This is a genomic window from Paraglaciecola sp. T6c (assembly GCF_000014225.1).
Lineage (GTDB): Bacteria > Pseudomonadota > Gammaproteobacteria > Enterobacterales > Alteromonadaceae > Paraglaciecola > Paraglaciecola atlantica_A.
The window spans coordinates 1,955,355-1,972,114 of sequence record NC_008228.1 but is presented as its reverse complement, the minus strand read 5'-3'; the positions used below and the strand labels follow the sequence as shown (position 1 = coordinate 1,972,114).

The following is a 16,760-nucleotide window of genomic DNA, read 5'->3' as shown; positions in this document are numbered from 1 at the left end:
CCCCTTATCTGCCCACCGATAAAAACATATCGATGTGCTCGATGCCGCCATCATCGTAAGGCTTACCCTCTGGATGAAAACCAAATTTAAGATAGAAATCAGACGCATCAGTCTGGGCTGATAACGTGATCGTTGTGACTTTAGGGTCAAGACGAATCTGCTTAATCGCCTCTTTAATTAATCTATTCCCGACTCCCTGCCCCCTGTATTCTGGCAAACACACCACCCGCTCAATCTTAGCGATACTTGGCTGTTTTGTTGTACGTACCCTTGTATAAGCAATTAACCTAGCTTGGTGAAACACGCAAACGTGTGTGCTGACGTTATCCTGCTCGTCTATGTCTCTGTATATACTTTGTTGTTCGATGATAAATACGTCCTGACGCAATTGTAAAATTGCGTATAAATCGTTCAACTTCAGCTGACTAAAAGAGATTACTTGGGTTTTATATAATGCCGACACTAGTGTATTCCTAGGTTGCTTGATAGCATGGTGTAAAAAAGTAAACGCTAATTTGCAACAGCGTAAACAAAAATTCAATCATTCCTCATCTTAATCGAAGGACACCATGGAAACAGCCACTTTTATATCATTAGGATTGTACTTTCTCGCCATGCTCGCTATTGGCCTTTATTCTTTCAAACAGGCAAATACTGACGTAGAAGGTTATATGCTGGGGGGGCGAAACCTTAGCCCAAAGGTTACTGCCCTTTCGGCTGGCGCTTCAGATATGAGCGGATGGATGTTAATGGGCTTACCCGGCGCAATGTATTTGACCGGTTTGTCTAGTGCTTGGATAGCCATAGGACTCGTCATTGGCGCCTATTTTAACTATGTACTGGTAGCTCCCCGTTTACGGGTATACACAGAAGTGGCAAATAATGCGATTACTATCCCTGACTACTTTGAGAATCGGTTCAACGACAAAAGCCGCGTTTTGCGCATTGTTTCCTCTATCGTCATTGTGCTGTTTTTTACCTTATATACCTCATCCGGTGTCGTTGCTGGCGGCAAATTGTTTGAAACATCATTCGGTCTAAATTATGAGTTGGGTTTATACATTACCGCTGGTGTGGTTGTGGCTTATACCTTATTTGGAGGGTTTATGGCTGTGAGCATCACTGACTTTGTGCAAGGATGTATCATGTTTGTAGCGCTGGTATTGGTTCCAGTGGTGGTGCTCGTCGATTTAGACGGTTGGCAAGGTGTCACCCAGTCTTTAAGTACCCTTAATGGTCAATACTTAGATATGTTCGTCAATGCTTCAAATGGTGAGCTTGTATCGACAATTGCCATCATATCCATGCTGTCTTGGGGATTCGGGTATTTTGGGCAACCCCATATCATTGTGCGCTTCATGGCCATTCGCAGCGTAAACGACATTAAAACCGCTCAGACGATCGGCATATCGTGGATGGTAGTAGCCATAACAGGGGCATTAGCAACGGGGCTACTAGGGCTAGCCTATGTGACCAAACAGGGCACACCATTGAATGACGCGGAAACAATATTTATTTATTTATCTCAGTTGCTCTTTCATCCTTTAATCGGTGGTTTCTTGCTTGCAGCAATTCTGGCTGCAATTATGAGCACTATTTCCTCGCAATTACTGGTCACATCGAGCTCTCTAACGAGCGACTTTTATCAAGCATTTTTCAGACGAGATGCGAGTCAACACGAACTGATCATTGTTGGCCGTATATCCGTGGTCATTGTTGCTTTGGTCGCTATTTTCTTGGCGTACGACAGAGATAGCAGCATATTGTCATTGGTCAGTAATGCGTGGGCCGGTTTCGGTGCAGCATTTGGGCCTTTGATTTTATTCAGTCTATTTTGGAAGCGAATGACACTCATCTCAGCCATAAGTGGCATGTTAGTCGGCGCTGTAACAGTGTTATTATGGATTTATTTGCCAATTACTATCAATGGCCAGAGCCTAAGTGCTTGGCTATACGAAATAGTACCGGGCTTTATATTGTCGAGCTTGACTATTGTTGTAATCAGCCTAGTGTCAAAACAAAGTGATAGTTCAATTATCAATACATTTGAGAAAGTAGAGAAGACTCTGCACGACTCGGTGAATAACGGCGGCAATGCTTCTTAATGTTTAAATAGGGAATTTACATGAACTTTTATGCCGCTAGGCAACCGATATTACATGCAGATAAAACACTGTTTGCTTATGAATTGTTATTTCGGGATAGTTTGGAGAATACCTTTCCAAATATAAATGAAGATGAAGCTACAGCGAAAATGGTCGCTGGGCTTCAATTCAATCTAGGGTTAGACAGCTTGTTGCCTGACACGCTAGCGTTCATAAACTTTACACATAATTCGTTATTAGACGGGTATCCTTTGATGCTACCTAAAGAGAAGATTGTAGTAGAGATTTTAGAAACGGTTAAACCAGGTAAAAAACTACTTAATGCGTGTATCGATCTAAAGAAAAAGGGCTATATCGTTGCCCTTGATGACTATGTTCACCAAGGAGTCTGGCTGCATTTCTTTCCTTATATCGATATTATTAAAATTGACTATCAAGATACCTCACATGAGCAAATTCTAAAGATAATAGAAGCGATAAAGCCCTTCCCCAAGGTAAAATTGTTAGCAGAAAAGATTGAAACCCACCAAGAATACTTACAAGCACTGGAGTATGGCTGTTGTTATTTTCAAGGCTACTTTTTCAGTAAACCAGAGATTATAAAAAACACAGCCTTAACGCCTTCGCAAATGTCCATAGCGAAATTAATGGGGGAAATGGCCAAAGAAGACCCCAAAATTGAGATTATCACTCAAGCGTTTGAATCTGATGTGAGTCTCTCTTTTAAATTGCTGCGTTATGCCCAATCGCCGATTTTTAAACGCACCAAACAAATTGAGACGATAAAACAAGCTATTGTGGTGTTGGGGCAAACTGAGCTTAGGCGTTTTGTGTCGTTACTTTTTACTGCTCAATTCAGTGAAGGCAAGCCTGCTGAGCTTACCGTGATGTCACTTTCGCGGGCTCGTTATTGTGAACTACTCACAGAATATTCCAATCAACGCGACGGCGTGGCATCCGCTTTCTTGGTTGGGCTTTTGTCATTACTTGACGCCATGTTGGATGCTGATATCGCAGACCTTATGGAAAAACTGCCTATATCTCAGAATATCAAAGACAGTATCGTGCTACGTCAGGGGGAACAGGCCAAATACTTAATGCTGAGCGAATTTTTTGAGGAAGGTCGATGGAGTGATGTCAATCGCCTGTGTGAAAATCTCGACGTTAATTTTGATGATGCATTTTCAATGTTTCAACAATCTCAACTATGGGCAAAAGAAAGACTCCAGGCTTTAAAGTAATCCCCCATTCAAACAGTTGTCATTTTGTCATGATATATTTTTAAAAAATATATCATGACTGCTCGTTTTCGTGATATTGTTCTATGCATATAATATTTTAGTATATCCATTAACTTAGCACGAGAAACTCTATGACTTCGTCGATTCCAAACGTTACACATTTGAAACAGCTTGAAGCGGAAAGTATTCACATTTTTCGTGAAGTAGCCGCTGAATTTGATAACCCAGTAATGCTTTACTCAGTAGGTAAAGACTCTTCTGTGTTGTTACATCTAGCGCGTAAAGCCTTTGCCCCAGGTAAAATCCCCTTTCCTTTGCTGCATGTAGACACCACATGGAAATTCCACGAAATGATTGCCTTTCGTGACCAAATGGCAGACAAGCACGACTTAGACTTGTTGGTTCATATTAACCAAGAAGGCGTGGATATGGACATTAACCCATTTATTCATGGCAGTGCTAAGCATACAGATATTATGAAAACGGTTGGTCTTAAGCAGGCGTTAAACAAATACAAATTCGACGCAGCGTTTGGCGGCGCAAGGCGTGATGAAGAAAAGTCACGTGCCAAAGAGCGCGTGTACTCTTTCCGAGATGAAAACCACCGCTGGGATCCTAAAAACCAACGTCCTGAATTATGGAGTATCTACAATTCACAAATTAACAAGGGCGAAAGCATTCGTGTATTTCCAATGTCGAATTGGACAGAGTTAGATATCTGGCAATACATCTACATGGAAAACATCGAAATTCCTTCTTTATACCTTGCTAAGCCACGCCCAGTAGTAGAGCGCGACGGTTTGCTGATTATGGTTGATGACGAGCGCATGCCGTTAGAAGAAGGTGAAACGCCAGAGATGCGTTCAGTACGTTTTAGAACGTTAGGCTGTTATCCATTAACAGGTGCCGTTGAATCGACTGCGAATACACTACCTGAAGTTATTCAAGAAATGCTACTAACTAAGACCTCTGAGCGCCAAGGGCGAGTCATTGATAATGATTCATCTGGCTCTATGGAGAAGAAAAAAATGGAAGGTTATTTCTAATGGAAAACAACATTGTTTGGCATCAGCACGAGGTTGACAAACGTCGCCGCGCTGACGCTAAAGGGCAAAAGCCGTGTGTGGTTTGGCTGACTGGGTTAAGCGGTTCTGGCAAGTCGACCATCGCTAATTTGTTAGAAAAAAAATTAGCCGATAACGGCAAGCACACCTACTTACTTGACGGCGACAATGTTCGTCATGGTCTCAATGGTGATTTGACCTTTAGCGACAAAGATCGGGTTGAAAACATTCGCCGCATAAGTGAGTTATCCAAACTCTTCGTAGATTCAGGCTTGATTGTCATCACCGCATTTATCTCACCGTTTAAGAGTGAACGTGATTACTGCCGCTCTCTGCTTGAGCAAAACGAATTTGTTGAGGTGTTCGTCGATACACCATTAGAGGAATGCGAAAAACGCGATCCTAAAGGGTTGTATCAAAAAGCGCGTTCTGGCGAAATTACTGATTTTACCGGTATCAGCTCACCCTATGAAGCGCCAGAATCTCCTGAGATCACCCTTAATTTCAGCGGACAAAGCGCCCAGGAATCTGCGGAACAACTGTTCACTCAATTAAAGCAAAAAGGATTGATTGACTAATGCTCGATAGCAAATTGATAGACAGTATTACCCATATTGCACACCAAGCGGGTGATGCAATAATGGATATATATCAGCGTGATTTTGCGGTATATGAAAAGTCTGACGAAAGCCCTTTAACAGAAGCTGATTTAGCTGCCCACAATTGCATTGTCAAAGGCTTACAAGCCGTATCTGATCTACCTATTTTGTCAGAAGAATCTGCTAACATACCTTGGTCTGAACGCCAGACATGGGATCAGTATTGGTTAGTAGACCCCCTTGATGGCACAAAAGAGTTTATAAAAAAGAATGGCGAGTTTACAGTCAACATTGCATTAATTGATAACGGTGAACCCGTCTTTGGTGTCGTTTTTGCCCCCGTACTAAAGCAAACCTATGTCGGTATTGTGGGCCAAGGCGCTTATAAGCTAGAAGGTGATAGCCGTACAGCGATTACCCCTAAAATGAAGAGCGATGACGAAGAGTGGCGCGTGGTAGGCAGTCGCTCACATCAAAGTCCTGACATTCAAGCGCTACTTGCCAAACTTGGTGGAGAGCCTGAGCTTGTGGCAATGGGCAGTTCGTTAAAATTATGCTTAGTTGCTGAAGGTGCAGCGCATTTATACCCTCGCTTAGGCCCTACGTCTGAATGGGATACAGGTGCAGCTGATGCGGTGGTTCGTGCCGCCGGTGGTAAAGTCACTATTATTGAAAGTGCTGCCAATGTGTTCGATGAACACGCTAAACCTCTTAGCTACAACCAAAAAGAATCCGTTTTAAACCCTTATTTCCTTGTGAGTTGCTGATCATGAATAGTGAAAACGCGTTATTACAATCTGACATCCTGGCGTACCTCGAACAGCATGAGCAAAAAGACATGCTGCGTTTTTTAACCTGCGGTAGCGTAGATGATGGTAAAAGCACCCTAATTGGTCGTTTATTACACGACTCGAAAATGATTTACGAAGATCAGCTTGCCGCCATCACCAAAGACAGTAAGAAGTCTGGTACCACTGGCGACAAAGTAGATTTAGCCTTGTTGGTAGATGGCTTAGCGTCTGAGCGTGAGCAAGGGATCACCATTGATGTGGCATATCGTTACTTCTCAACGGATAAACGTAAGTTTATCATCGCCGATACTCCGGGACATGAGCAATATACCCGCAACATGGTAACGGGTGCATCAACATGTGATTTGGCCATCATATTGGTAGATGCTCGTGCTGGAGTTAAAACCCAAACCCGTCGTCATTCATTTTTGGTTTCATTGCTTGGCATCAAACACGTCATCGTAGCAATCAACAAAATGGATTTAATGGAGTTCAGTGAAGAAGTGTACGAGAATATCAAGAAAGACTACTTGGTCTTTTCTGAACAACTAGATATTCCTGATATTCAGTTCGTGCCTATCTCAGCCCTTGATGGCGATAATGTGGTTAATAAGAGCGAGAATACTCCTTGGTTTGAAGGCTCTACGTTAATGAAAACCTTGGAAAATATTGAAATTGGTAATGACGCCAATATCGATGATTTCCGTTTCCCCGTGCAATATGTAAACCGCCCCAATCTTAACTTCCGTGGTTTTGCTGGCACAGTTGTGTCTGGCCAAATCAAAAAAGGCGATAAGATCACCGCGCTTCCGTCGGGCAAACAATCTACCGTGCGCTCTATTGTCGGTTTTGAAGGCGAGCAAGAGGTGGCTTATACACCGCTTACCACGACCATCACCCTTGAAGATGAAATCGATATCTCTCGTGGTGACATGATTGTCAAATCTGACAACTTGCCTTTACAAAGCAGTGCTTATGAAGTCAATTTAGTGTGGATGGACGAAACACCGTTAATGCCAAACAAACAATACGGTTTCAAATTTGCTACTAAGTTTGTACCAGGTAGCGTAACGGACATCGAACACCAGATTGATGTAAATACCATGGAGCACAAAGAAGCAGTAAGGCTTAATTTGAATGAAATTGGTGTTGGAAAAATCAAGCTTACCCAGTCAGTTGCCTGTGACCCATACACCAAAAACCGTGAAACCGGTGCGTTCATTATTATTGACCGATTAACCAATAGCACAGTCGGTGCAGGTATGGTGATTGATGCCATTCAAGATTCAGGTACGAAAACAGAATATTCTGAGTTTGAACTTGAATTTAATACCTTGGTTAGAAAGCATTTTCCACATTGGAATGCCACTGACATCACTAAGCTGTAGGCGCAACGTCGATACTATATGGACATAAACCAGCTTCTGGTATTAGCAATATTTACCGGTACATTAGCGGCGCTTATTCTCACGAATAAGCGCCCTTCTTCAATTTTTGCGGGGACATTGTTAGCACTTATATTAAGTCAGCAATTATCGCTTTCAAACATCATCACCAACTTCACAAACCAAGGATTAATTACCCTTATTCTGCTGTTGATTGTAAGCACAGCAGTAGATAAAACGTCCCTCGTCAAACGGTTGGGCCGCACGCTTATCGTTGCGAGCTTCAAACGCAGTTACTGGCGCTTATTTGGGCTAACGTTTGCTTCTTCAGCATTGTTGAATAACACCGCCGTGGTAGCAAGTTTGATTGGTCCGACTAAACAAAATCAATACCATCCTGCTTCTAAGTTACTTATCCCTCTTTCATACGCAGCAATTTTAGGCGGTACAGTGACACTTATAGGTACCTCCACCAACCTCATAGTTGATAGTTTCATGCGCGAGCATGGTCACGCAGGTTTTAACTTCTGGGACTTTACGCTCTATGGCTTGGTCGCAGGTTTAAGCTGTGGCGTGTTAATGTTTTTGTTAACGCCACTGTTGCCCGTAATCGAAAACAAAAACCGCAAATACAATAGTTATTTTATCGACGCGAAAGTAGAAGCCGATTCTGAATTAATTGGCAAAAGTGTCGAGCAAAACCACTTACGCAATTTACCTGAGCTTTTTTTAATCGAAGTGGTGCGCAACGGTAAACTTATCAGTCCTGTTAACCCTGAGTTAGTCATACAACAAAACGACAAACTGATTTTTTCAGGGGATATACACAAAGTTGATAATTTAAGTCACATCAAGGGATTAACCCTTTTTGCAGAATCAAATGGTTTGTTACGTGAAAACCTTACCGAAGTGATTATTTCTAATCGGGCACAAATCATTGGTAAAACGCTGAAAAGTGTTGGTTTTAGGGCATTATTTGATGCCGCTGTTGTGGCTATCCGTCGAGACGGTGAAACCCTATCAGGAAAATTAGGGGAAATTAAACTCCAAGCAGGTGATTTTTTGCTTTTGGCTACAGGCCCTGACTTCGTCAAGCGCCAAAACTTAACCAAAAACTTTTTCATTTTGTCCGAGAAAAAAGTCGCCACAAAACTCCTCGAAAAACAAGAGTGGATAACCTTAGGCGGTTTTCTAGTCACTATCGCCCTTGCTGCCGCATCCCTCATTTCACTTGCCACAGGTTTAGTGTTTTTCCTAGCGATATTGGTAGCCACTGGCGTTACATCCACCAACGAAGTTAAACGTCACCTACCGTTAGAGCTCATTGTCGTGATTGTCGGCGCCCTTAGCCTGGCTAACGCGTTAGAAAGTGCAGGAGTGATAACCACTCTCACACATTATTTAGAGCCCTTCATGGCAAGCTCCAGTCCATTTGTGGCATTGGTAGTGGTGTATTTAGCAACCTTGTTGTTAACAGAGGTCGTTACCAATAACGCTGCTGCCGCACTGATGTTCCCCTTTGCTTATGGGTTGGTAGAGAGTTTAGGCGTACCTTTGATGCCGTTTGCCTTAGCGGTCGCTTTTGCCGCCAGCGCTAGCTTTATATCGCCCTATGGGTATCAAACCAATTTACTGGTTTTTAGTGCCAGTAATTATAAGATGAAACACTTTGTGAAATTTGGTTTGCCTATTTCAGTTTGTTACTCGAGCATCGTGCTCATCCTACTGAAGTACACATATGACTTTTAAGTCAGCGAACATTTTCAGCAGCCCAACGGGTTAACCGTTTTAAAACGCAAATAATCTATTTCCCAAGACAAAAAAGACGAGAGTGTCACCACTCTCGTCTTTTTCTTTTGTTGTGTCTGTGTCTTATAGCAATTCCATTGAATAATTAGCCACTCAGCGGAAATTTATTGGCGTTGGAATGATTGACATAAGTCCGCAGTAAATGTCAGCTTACGCCTTAGGTTTGCGTCCTCGGCTCGGCGTGGCCGGTGCGGTGTTGTTTGTCGCTTGACGTCTACTTCCGTGTTTTGCCTCCCCCACTTGGGACTTGATCCCTCGATGATGACTGCGCTTGGAAGAGCGGGTTGGCTCAGTCTTTGGGGCATTTTTATCGGTAACGTTAGCTGCTATTTTCTGATCGGTTTTCAGTGCTGTTTTGGTTGAGCCCTCAACAGCGTCACTAATTTCACGCATTTCATCAGGGGTTAAATTTCGCCACTGCCCTACCTTTAGCCCCGCTAAACGAATTGACATAATACGGCTGCGTTTTAACTTGGTTACGCCGTAACCTAAGTATTCGCACATACGGCGAATTTGCCTATTTAACCCTTGGGTTAAAATAATACGAAATACGAATTTACTCTGCATTGTTACCGTACAGGGCTTAGTCACCGTGTCGAGTATAGGTACTCCGGCTCCCATGGCGTGAATAAAACGCTCTGTCAACGGTCGGTCCACCGTCACTATGTACTCTTTGTCATGGGCATTTTCAGCGCGCAAAATTTTGTTAACTATGTCACCGTCACTGGTCAAAAAAATTAAACCTTCCGAAGGTTTGTCTAATCGGCCAATGGGAAAAATGCGCTCGGGATGACCGATGGCATCGATAATATTCCCTTTGACGTGGCGCTCAGTCGTGCACGTAATCCCGACAGGTTTATGGTATGCCAAATACACTCTGTCAGACTTATTCTCGGCACTCGCTTTAATCAAGTTTCCGTCAACGCGCACTTCATCCCCAGACAACACTTTAGTGCCTAATTCAGGAATAACGCCATTGATCGTCACGCGTTGGCTGTCTATCAATTTATCTGCTTCGCGACGAGAGCAGAAACCTGAGTCGCTAATAAATTTGTTTAAGCGAATGCTAGAAACAGTTGTGTTTGATGTGTTCGATGTATTCAATGTAACCCACTATGTCATCTTTAGTTAGCGCCTAGGCATTCCTAGGCGAAACAGATGTAAACGGTTGATAACGCTTGACTAAGCAAAGCATCGTTGAGCACGGGATAACAACACCTGCTCTTGTTTTGCGACAGGGCCATGTTGTATCCATAACTTCAGTAATGACGATTTGTCATATTCAACGCCTTGCTGAAGTTTATCGGCCATCAATTGCAGCTGTATTTCTTTACGCAACGCTTCGTCAGCTTGTGGCGAAGGGACATCGCATACTATTTCTAGCATCAAGGTTAAGTTAAGACGAGGTACGTCACTTTGCCCAAGAGCTTTAAACGACTGCTGCCATTGGTTAGGCAATGAGTCTATATCGTCAGGCAAAGCAGGCGTTTCCCAGCGCTTTAGTATATCAAATAGTGCGCTCACACCGTGGGCTCTAGATTGGCGCTGCAACCCCTCCAATTTGGTTTGTCGTTCATCAATAAGCCCGGATAAGCGACGAAATAAACCAGAGCTTGACGCTTTAGGCATCGCTACCAATTGTGCCTCTAGCTCAGTTTGCAAAATGTGAGTGCCATCCAATTCATCAAACGTTTGGGCTTCATTAACCGCCTGTTGCAATTTTTGCAATATGTCAGCTGCGGCGGCTACTTGCGCGTTAATTTCCTGCTTCTGTAGCTGATTGTGCGCTTTGCGCTTAGCAAAAATCACATCATTGGCTTTTCGAAATTGATCCCACAAGGCATTTTCAACTTTACGTTGGGTCTGGCCTACGTGTTTCCACTTTTCTTGTAATGCTTTGGCTTGCTCAATAGCGACATTAACATCTTCGACCGCTGACAATGCTTGTGCTTGCAGGATAAGCGCTTGCTTCATCTCAGTATTCTCATTGAAATACACTTCGACTTGTTTCTTCAACGGCGCCAAGGCTTCACGATAAGCATTGTTCACTTGTGTTTTAACAGTGAAATCAACATCACCGACGTTTTGCCACTTCTGCTGCACCTGTTGAATCGCTTTTGCTAACGCATCAGCCGATAAACCATGCTCAGCTAATGTGCCAATCTCGTTGATCAGAGCCTGTTTTTGCGCAAGGTTATTTTCGCGCTGCAACTGTTGCTTTTCAAAGTGTTCGCGACAAGGCGCAAAAGCAAGTTCAATTAACGCGTCAAACTGCTTATTGAGCACATCATCGTCAGGTGTATTCAACACACCCAAACTATTCCAACGTCGACGCAGCTCTTTCACCTGCTCTGCCCGCAATGATACTGGCAATTTAGCATCAACTAACGCTTTTGCTTCTTCAAGCAAAGCGGGCTTTCGCGGCAAGGCGATGTAGGCCTGCAACGACTTTAATTCCTCTATTTTAGCGCTGACCTGTTCGAGTGTGCGCTCATTGCGAGCTTTTTCTTGTTCAGGTAACGCTTCAAACCATTTAGTGACCTTGGAAAAGAGACCCATGGCCGCTTTGTATTTTCCCTGTTCGATAAGCACATCAATGGCCTTAGCTTTACTGCGGATACGGTTCACATCTTGAGTAATACTTGCTGAAAGGGTTTTGATTGCACTGCGCCATGTACTCTGTAATTGCGTAAACCTTTGATCAAGCGCTCTAGGCCAACTGTCTTGATATGCTTCACGTAGCGCAAACCAATGCTGCGTCGTGCTCTGCAATATCGATTTAGCACTTTGCACATCATCCCCTTGAGAAGGGATGGCCAACTGGGCAAAATCCGTCAATAACGAATCCGCTTGTTTTAGGGCATCTTGAAATGCAGGTAAATGATTGAACGTGTGCTGGCGTTTTTGTAAGGCATCAAGTAAAGCCTGTAGCGCTTTCGTTTGCACGGCCATGCCCGCTAAGTTGGCATCCGATAACAAAGTGTCAATACGAGACATACGATTCTGAATTTCTGTTTGTGCTTGCTCCGTTTGTGCCAACGTAACACTTGATACATCGCTTGATAAAATATCTGACAACCACACGAGCATCGCTTGCGTATCTGCCGTGGCATGCTGCACGGCATCTATTACATCTCGTTTGCGCTGCTGCGCCTGATAAACAGGTGCTAATTCTGCATCTAGAATGTCTAACTTATTGATTATATCAGTATATTTAGCCGTAAACTCTTGGCGTTTCTCTTGTGATAAGCAATCGAATTGTGCTGAAAAAATTACGTATTCGTCATTTAGTTTGGTTCGAGTATCCACCAACTTTCGGTAATCACGCTGCTCTTTTAACGCTAACAAGCGAGACAAAACGAGACGCGTTCCCTTTTCAACTTCAATCGGTTGGGCTTTGGCAAATGCTAACTGATTTAACTTATCTTGCGCCTGAGACTTAATGCTTTCACTAGAAGCTTTTTTGATTATTTTTTGTAAGCTTGCTGGACTGTCCGCATACGCAAGAAGCGCACTTTGAAGAACGTCATCATCGCTGGATAACAGAATAGGTAACGCCAGTTGCGGTTTATTCAGTACGGACAAAATATGCAGTACCAATTTAGGCTCTTGCTGCACCCAAGGCTGCTTAATCAAGCGCTCGAGCAATTTACTGTTTTTACACTCATAGGAAAATTCGCGTTTCTGAGCTTTACTCAATAGGCTCTCATCGTCGTCAAATAGTGTATTATCAACGACTTGTTGAGCGCGCTTGAGCACACGTTCGTTTTTGGCTATCTCTGCCATCTTGTACCACAACACGAAGCTATTTAACTTTGTCAGCGCGGCTAAACTCACATTCACATCTTCATCGTTGAACGCCAATTCATGCAGAATTGACTTTTGTTCTGGCAAGTCTGGAGACAACGAGTCAATAGCGACTACTCTCACTTCAGGTTTTGGATCTTGATGCTTAGGACGAAACAGTTTTTTAAATATCATTTTCGGTGAACCGCGCTATGGTGTTTTTATCATTTAGCTCTTGCTTAAATTGCTGACGGCTTTTTTGCACTATTTCGCCGTTAGCCCCAACAGTCATATGTTGATCTGACTTAAGGATTTTCGCTTGATACAACATAACAGCTTGCATAGTCGTTTCTCGTTGCCCTTCTGTTAACGGGTTGCCATCAAGCCACTTACCGGTTTCCACCGCTTGCAACAATTTTTGATAAACCTCTGGGGTCATCGATTTCAGTAACATTTCTGGGTTCATTAATTAGACTTCTTAACAAAAACGAGACGCACACGATTGATGATGTACCAAACAAAACCGATAATCGCGACACCCACAGCAATATTATATTGCACTTCACCTGGAGCAGCTCCGCCCCAATACATAAATCCAAACCCTGAGACAAACATCAGCATGGCTATCATTGACTGGGTTTGGATTTTTTGTGATTTCAGGTACTTTTGTAAATTGCGTTTGCGGGCAATATCTTCATCGCTCGCATGCCCCATGGCGAAACCGCAGTGATTGCATTCTTCGGTTTTGTCAGAGATTTTCTTATTGCACGATGGGCAATCAATTAACGCCATTTTTTACTCCACTACTAATACGGTTAACAATTTCACCTTGACACTAGATCACGAAAGCGCGGACTGTGCCGCGCTTAATTTATGGATACCGTGACTAGGACTTGTGTTCTTTATTAAAATCATCCCAATATTCATTGACTGATTCTTTCATTTCTTTGCGCAGCAAAAATATGCCTAATAAGTTAGGCAATGTCATCACCACAATAGCCACTGCCGACAACGTCCACACTAGAGTGGTATCTGATACTGCGGCCCAAACGAACGCAAACACGTACACTACGCGATAAGGCATGACTGAGCGCGGCCCTAACAAATAAGTCATTGCCCTGTCGCCGTAATATGACCAAGCTATTGCGGTTGAAAACGCGAACAGCAATAAACCAATGGAAACGATGTATTTGCCTGACTCACCAAAAAAGCCTTTGGTAAACGCCAGCGCCGTTAAACTTGCCGAGTGAATTAAAGACTTACCTGAGACCACGATATTGTCTTTAATTAGGTTACCGTCAACCACTTTGAGTTTACCGGTAAACAAATCTTCATCTTCACCAAAGGTAAATTTCACATTTTCTGCGACAGAGCGCGCGTTGAGCAAGGTATAACCTGTGCTAATTGATTTACCGTTTACTATCTGTATGTCGCCGTTATAAGGCGCCACAGTTGAGGTATCAAGATCATTGATGTAAGCGTAAAGCGCTTGTCTGTCGTTATCGTCGGTATCCGAATAAGCGCCCGCAACAATCATCATGTCACTGCGGTCAAACACGTTTTGGTGTTTTTCTTTCCACACCCCTGAAGACAGAATAACCAAACCGGTGATCGTACAAATAATAATGGTGTCGATGAATGGCTCTAAAATAGACACCATACCTTCTGATACTGGCTCATCTGTTTTAGCCGCGGCATGGGCAATGGGTGCTGAACCTTGACCCGCCTCGTTTGAGAACAAACCACGGTTAACGCCTCGGTTAAATGCATAAGCAATCGTTGCGCCTAAAAAGCCGCCCGTTGCCGCTGAACCAGTAAACACATCGCCAATGACCGAGGCGAACGCAGGGCCGATATTTTCTAGATTGGCAAAAATGACAGCTAAGGCGCCCACTAGGTATATTAATGCCATAAGGGGCACAATTTTAGAGGTCACCGCTGCAATGCGCGTAATGCCACCTAAAATAACCAAGCCAAGCAAAATGCCTAGTATGCTTCCTACCACTAAAGGGTCGAAGCCAAAGGTCGACTCTATACTGGCCGCTATGTTGTTACTTTGAGGAAGGTTACCTGTGCCGAACGAGCTGATAACGGTTGCAATTGCGAAGGCAACAGCCAACCATTTCATATTAAGACGTCTGTCCATGTAATACATGGGGCCACCCGCCATGGTTCCATCGGCAGTTTTGACCCTATATTTATGGGATAACGTCACCTCGACAAACTTGGTGGTCATACCGAAAAACGCGGTCGCCCACATCCAAAAGAGCGCAGCTGGTCCACCTAAGAAAATAGCAAATGCCACACCGCCAATGTTACCCGTGCCTACGGTTCCCGATAATGCCGTCGTTAATGCACGAAAGTGAGTGGTGTCACCCTCAGAGCCCTTTTTATCGTATTTCCCTGTTACGACCAGCCAAGCGTGCTTAAAAAAGCGCACTTGCGGAAACTTTAAATAAATCGTAAAAAATAAACCTGTTCCAAGTAACACATAAGGAAACCACCAAGCGCCCCCAAGCATTCCATCTAGCATCTTCAATAAGTCATGAAAGCCTTCCACACTGTTCCCCTTACTTTATTTTGTTTTTAATCGTTATTATTTTATTTTGTAATGTTAAGCCTAATGGTAAAACGTGTAGATGAACTGCTAGCGCAATTCATCTACCACAGCGCGTATGGCAACAAGCACATCTTGGCCCAGTTGCTTACAACGAATTGGGGACCAGCCATAGGCTGTATCCGGTATTTCTATGTTGTCTTTGAAAGGCATTTCTAAGGTATACGCCAAGCAAGAAAACGCATGAGCGATTGCATTGGTTGCAACGGTCATATTCGCTTTACCTGGCTCATCTTTGTCGTAGCCGAACACATCTTGAAATTCAGGCGTTGCCGTGAGTAGTGCATTTTTGAATGACGATTCTAACTGAGCAATCCGTCCATCGTAGTTAGGATTCCCTTCACTACCGGCTACAAAGTTATAAGGCAGAGCCTCATCACCGTGCATATCTAAAAACAAATCAACGCCAGTTTGCTGCATTTTTTCAGTCACTAAAAAGACTTCTGGGCTATTTTCCATGCTAGGCGTGGCCCATTCACGATTTAAATTTACCCCTTTTGCATTGGTACGTAAATGCCCACGAGCTGCGCCATCAGGATTCATATTTGGTACAACATAAAAAACAGCTTTATCTAACAACAAGCGAGCAAGGCCATCGTCTTCGTCCAATAAGCGCTCTAGCAGACCTTCTACTAGCCACTGCGCCATCGTTTCGCCAGGGTGCTGACGAGCTGTGATCCAAATTGCTTTCTTACCTTCACCCGGCTCACCTATGGTTAACATAGACATGTCTCGTCCATCTAGGGTATTACCAAGAAATGTCTCTTCACATAAAGCGTTGGTTTGCGCCCAAGCTAATAAATCTAGATGGCGCTCATAACCATAAGGCGCGAAATACGCAAAGTACATTTGGCCTTGTTCGGGTGTATGTTCGATAACGAGGTTGTCACCGTCAAACTCAGTTTCAACTCGAAACCACTCTTGTCTGTCGTAAGACGCTACGGCTTGGTAGTTTTTCCAGCCTTCAGGATAAGCTGAATGTTCAAGATCGGTAATGGTGAGACGATGGGATATCCAAGGGCGGGTATCTAATTTGAAATGAAACCACTGATAAAAGTCAGACTGATTGTCTTTGTTGATAGCGAGTTTAATGTCGCTTTCGTTCTGTGCTGATATAACGCGAATATTACCACTGTCAAAATTGCTACTAATTCTCACATTTACTGTCCATCTAATTTAACCGCGGTCAATTTAGCATATTGTCAGACTAAAAAGCCAAGGATGCACTGCTTTTTGTATAGGAGATTTGCAACATTTTACACAGCCGCATACTCCCCTTCATTACTGGGTGAGCAGGCAGTTTGAGTTATCAGGAAAATTTGTGCATTTAAGCAACAACATTCAGCCAACAAAAAAGGCGCGC

General features: G+C 43.5%; 14 protein-coding genes. 7 read left to right on the top strand and 7 right to left on the bottom strand.

The window, feature by feature from the left end; all coding sequences use genetic code 11:
- Positions 1-4: 4 nt before the first annotated feature.
- Positions 5-463 (bottom strand): GNAT family N-acetyltransferase, encoded by a 459-nt coding sequence (locus tag PATL_RS08455; RefSeq protein WP_011574482.1) that lies wholly within the window; start codon positions 461-463, stop codon positions 5-7.
- Positions 464-569: 106 nt separating this feature from the next.
- On the opposite strand from PATL_RS08455, the gene putP reads away from it, so the two are divergent.
- The 7 genes from putP to PATL_RS08420 all read left to right on the top strand — a co-directional run bounded on the left by putP (position 570) and on the right by PATL_RS08420 (position 8,934).
- The gene (gene putP / locus PATL_RS08450; RefSeq protein ID WP_011574481.1) at positions 570-2,105 is read left to right on the top strand and encodes a sodium/proline symporter PutP; all 1,536 of its coding nucleotides are present in this window, start codon (positions 570-572) and stop codon (positions 2,103-2,105) included.
- Between the two features lie 20 nt (positions 2,106-2,125).
- Entirely contained in the window at positions 2,126-3,346 is a 1,221-nt protein-coding gene (locus PATL_RS08445; protein WP_011574480.1) for an EAL and HDOD domain-containing protein, read from the top strand.
- A gap of 131 nt (positions 3,347-3,477) precedes the next feature.
- Positions 3,478-4,392, top strand: coding sequence for a sulfate adenylyltransferase subunit CysD (gene cysD / locus PATL_RS08440; RefSeq protein WP_011574479.1), 915 nt, complete (start codon positions 3,478-3,480; stop codon positions 4,390-4,392).
- Positions 4,392-4,988, top strand: a complete 597-nt coding sequence (gene cysC, locus PATL_RS08435) for an adenylyl-sulfate kinase (RefSeq protein ID WP_011574478.1) — start codon at positions 4,392-4,394, stop codon at positions 4,986-4,988. Before cysD ends, cysC begins: the two co-directional genes overlap by 1 nt.
- The gene (gene cysQ / locus PATL_RS08430; protein ID WP_011574477.1) at positions 4,988-5,776 is read left to right on the top strand and encodes a 3'(2'),5'-bisphosphate nucleotidase CysQ; all 789 of its coding nucleotides are present in this window, start codon (positions 4,988-4,990) and stop codon (positions 5,774-5,776) included. The genes cysC and cysQ overlap by 1 nt, the downstream gene beginning before the upstream one ends.
- Positions 5,777-5,778: 2 nt before the next feature.
- Positions 5,779-7,188: a sulfate adenylyltransferase subunit CysN gene (gene cysN, locus PATL_RS08425; RefSeq protein WP_011574476.1), complete on the top strand. Its 1,410-nt coding sequence runs from the start codon at positions 5,779-5,781 to the stop codon at positions 7,186-7,188.
- Between the two features lie 18 nt (positions 7,189-7,206).
- Positions 7,207-8,934, top strand: coding sequence for an SLC13 family permease (locus PATL_RS08420; RefSeq protein WP_011574475.1), 1,728 nt, complete (start codon positions 7,207-7,209; stop codon positions 8,932-8,934).
- Positions 8,935-9,144: 210 nt separating this feature from the next.
- On the opposite strand, the gene rluF is transcribed toward PATL_RS08420, so the two are convergent.
- The 6 genes from rluF to PATL_RS08390 form a co-directional block, all read right to left on the bottom strand.
- Positions 9,145-10,041, bottom strand: a complete 897-nt coding sequence (rluF, locus tag PATL_RS08415) for a 23S rRNA pseudouridine(2604) synthase RluF (RefSeq protein WP_049765943.1) — start codon at positions 10,039-10,041, stop codon at positions 9,145-9,147.
- Positions 10,042-10,176: 135 nt separating this feature from the next.
- Entirely contained in the window at positions 10,177-12,975 is a 2,799-nt protein-coding gene (locus PATL_RS08410; protein ID WP_011574473.1) for a DUF349 domain-containing protein, read from the bottom strand.
- Positions 12,965-13,246: a YeaC family protein gene (locus PATL_RS08405; protein WP_006994118.1), complete on the bottom strand. Its 282-nt coding sequence runs from the start codon at positions 13,244-13,246 to the stop codon at positions 12,965-12,967. The genes PATL_RS08410 and PATL_RS08405 overlap by 11 nt, the downstream gene beginning before the upstream one ends.
- Entirely contained in the window at positions 13,246-13,572 is a 327-nt protein-coding gene (locus PATL_RS08400; protein WP_011574472.1) for a hypothetical protein, read from the bottom strand. The genes PATL_RS08405 and PATL_RS08400 overlap by 1 nt, the downstream gene beginning before the upstream one ends.
- Before the next feature lie 94 nt (positions 13,573-13,666).
- On the bottom strand, positions 13,667-15,340 hold the full coding sequence (locus tag PATL_RS08395) for an alanine/glycine:cation symporter family protein (protein ID WP_011574471.1): 1,674 nt from the start codon (positions 15,338-15,340) through the stop codon (positions 13,667-13,669).
- A gap of 87 nt (positions 15,341-15,427) precedes the next feature.
- Positions 15,428-16,555 (bottom strand): M14 family metallopeptidase, encoded by a 1,128-nt coding sequence (locus tag PATL_RS08390; RefSeq protein ID WP_011574470.1) that lies wholly within the window; start codon positions 16,553-16,555, stop codon positions 15,428-15,430.
- Between the last annotated feature and the right edge of the window lie 205 nt (positions 16,556-16,760).

Bases quoted from the DNA above. Each gene is read 5' to 3' on its own strand.
- putP (WP_011574481.1), top strand. From the start codon at position 570: ATGGAAACAGCCACTTTTATATCATTAGGATTGTACTTTCTCGCCATG.
- PATL_RS08445 (WP_011574480.1), top strand. From the start codon at position 2,126: ATGAACTTTTATGCCGCTAGGCAACCGATATTACATGCAGATAAAACA.
- cysD (WP_011574479.1), top strand. From the start codon at position 3,478: ATGACTTCGTCGATTCCAAACGTTACACATTTGAAACAGCTTGAAGCG.
- cysC (WP_011574478.1), top strand. From the start codon at position 4,392: ATGGAAAACAACATTGTTTGGCATCAGCACGAGGTTGACAAACGTCGC.
- cysQ (WP_011574477.1), top strand. From the start codon at position 4,988: ATGCTCGATAGCAAATTGATAGACAGTATTACCCATATTGCACACCAA.
- cysN (WP_011574476.1), top strand. From the start codon at position 5,779: ATGAATAGTGAAAACGCGTTATTACAATCTGACATCCTGGCGTACCTC.
- PATL_RS08420 (WP_011574475.1), top strand. From the start codon at position 7,207: ATGGACATAAACCAGCTTCTGGTATTAGCAATATTTACCGGTACATTA.
- PATL_RS08410 (WP_011574473.1), bottom strand. From the start codon at position 12,975: ATGATATTTAAAAAACTGTTTCGTCCTAAGCATCAAGATCCAAAACCT.
- PATL_RS08405 (WP_006994118.1), bottom strand. From the start codon at position 13,246: ATGAACCCAGAAATGTTACTGAAATCGATGACCCCAGAGGTTTATCAA.
- PATL_RS08400 (WP_011574472.1), bottom strand. From the start codon at position 13,572: ATGGCGTTAATTGATTGCCCATCGTGCAATAAGAAAATCTCTGACAAA.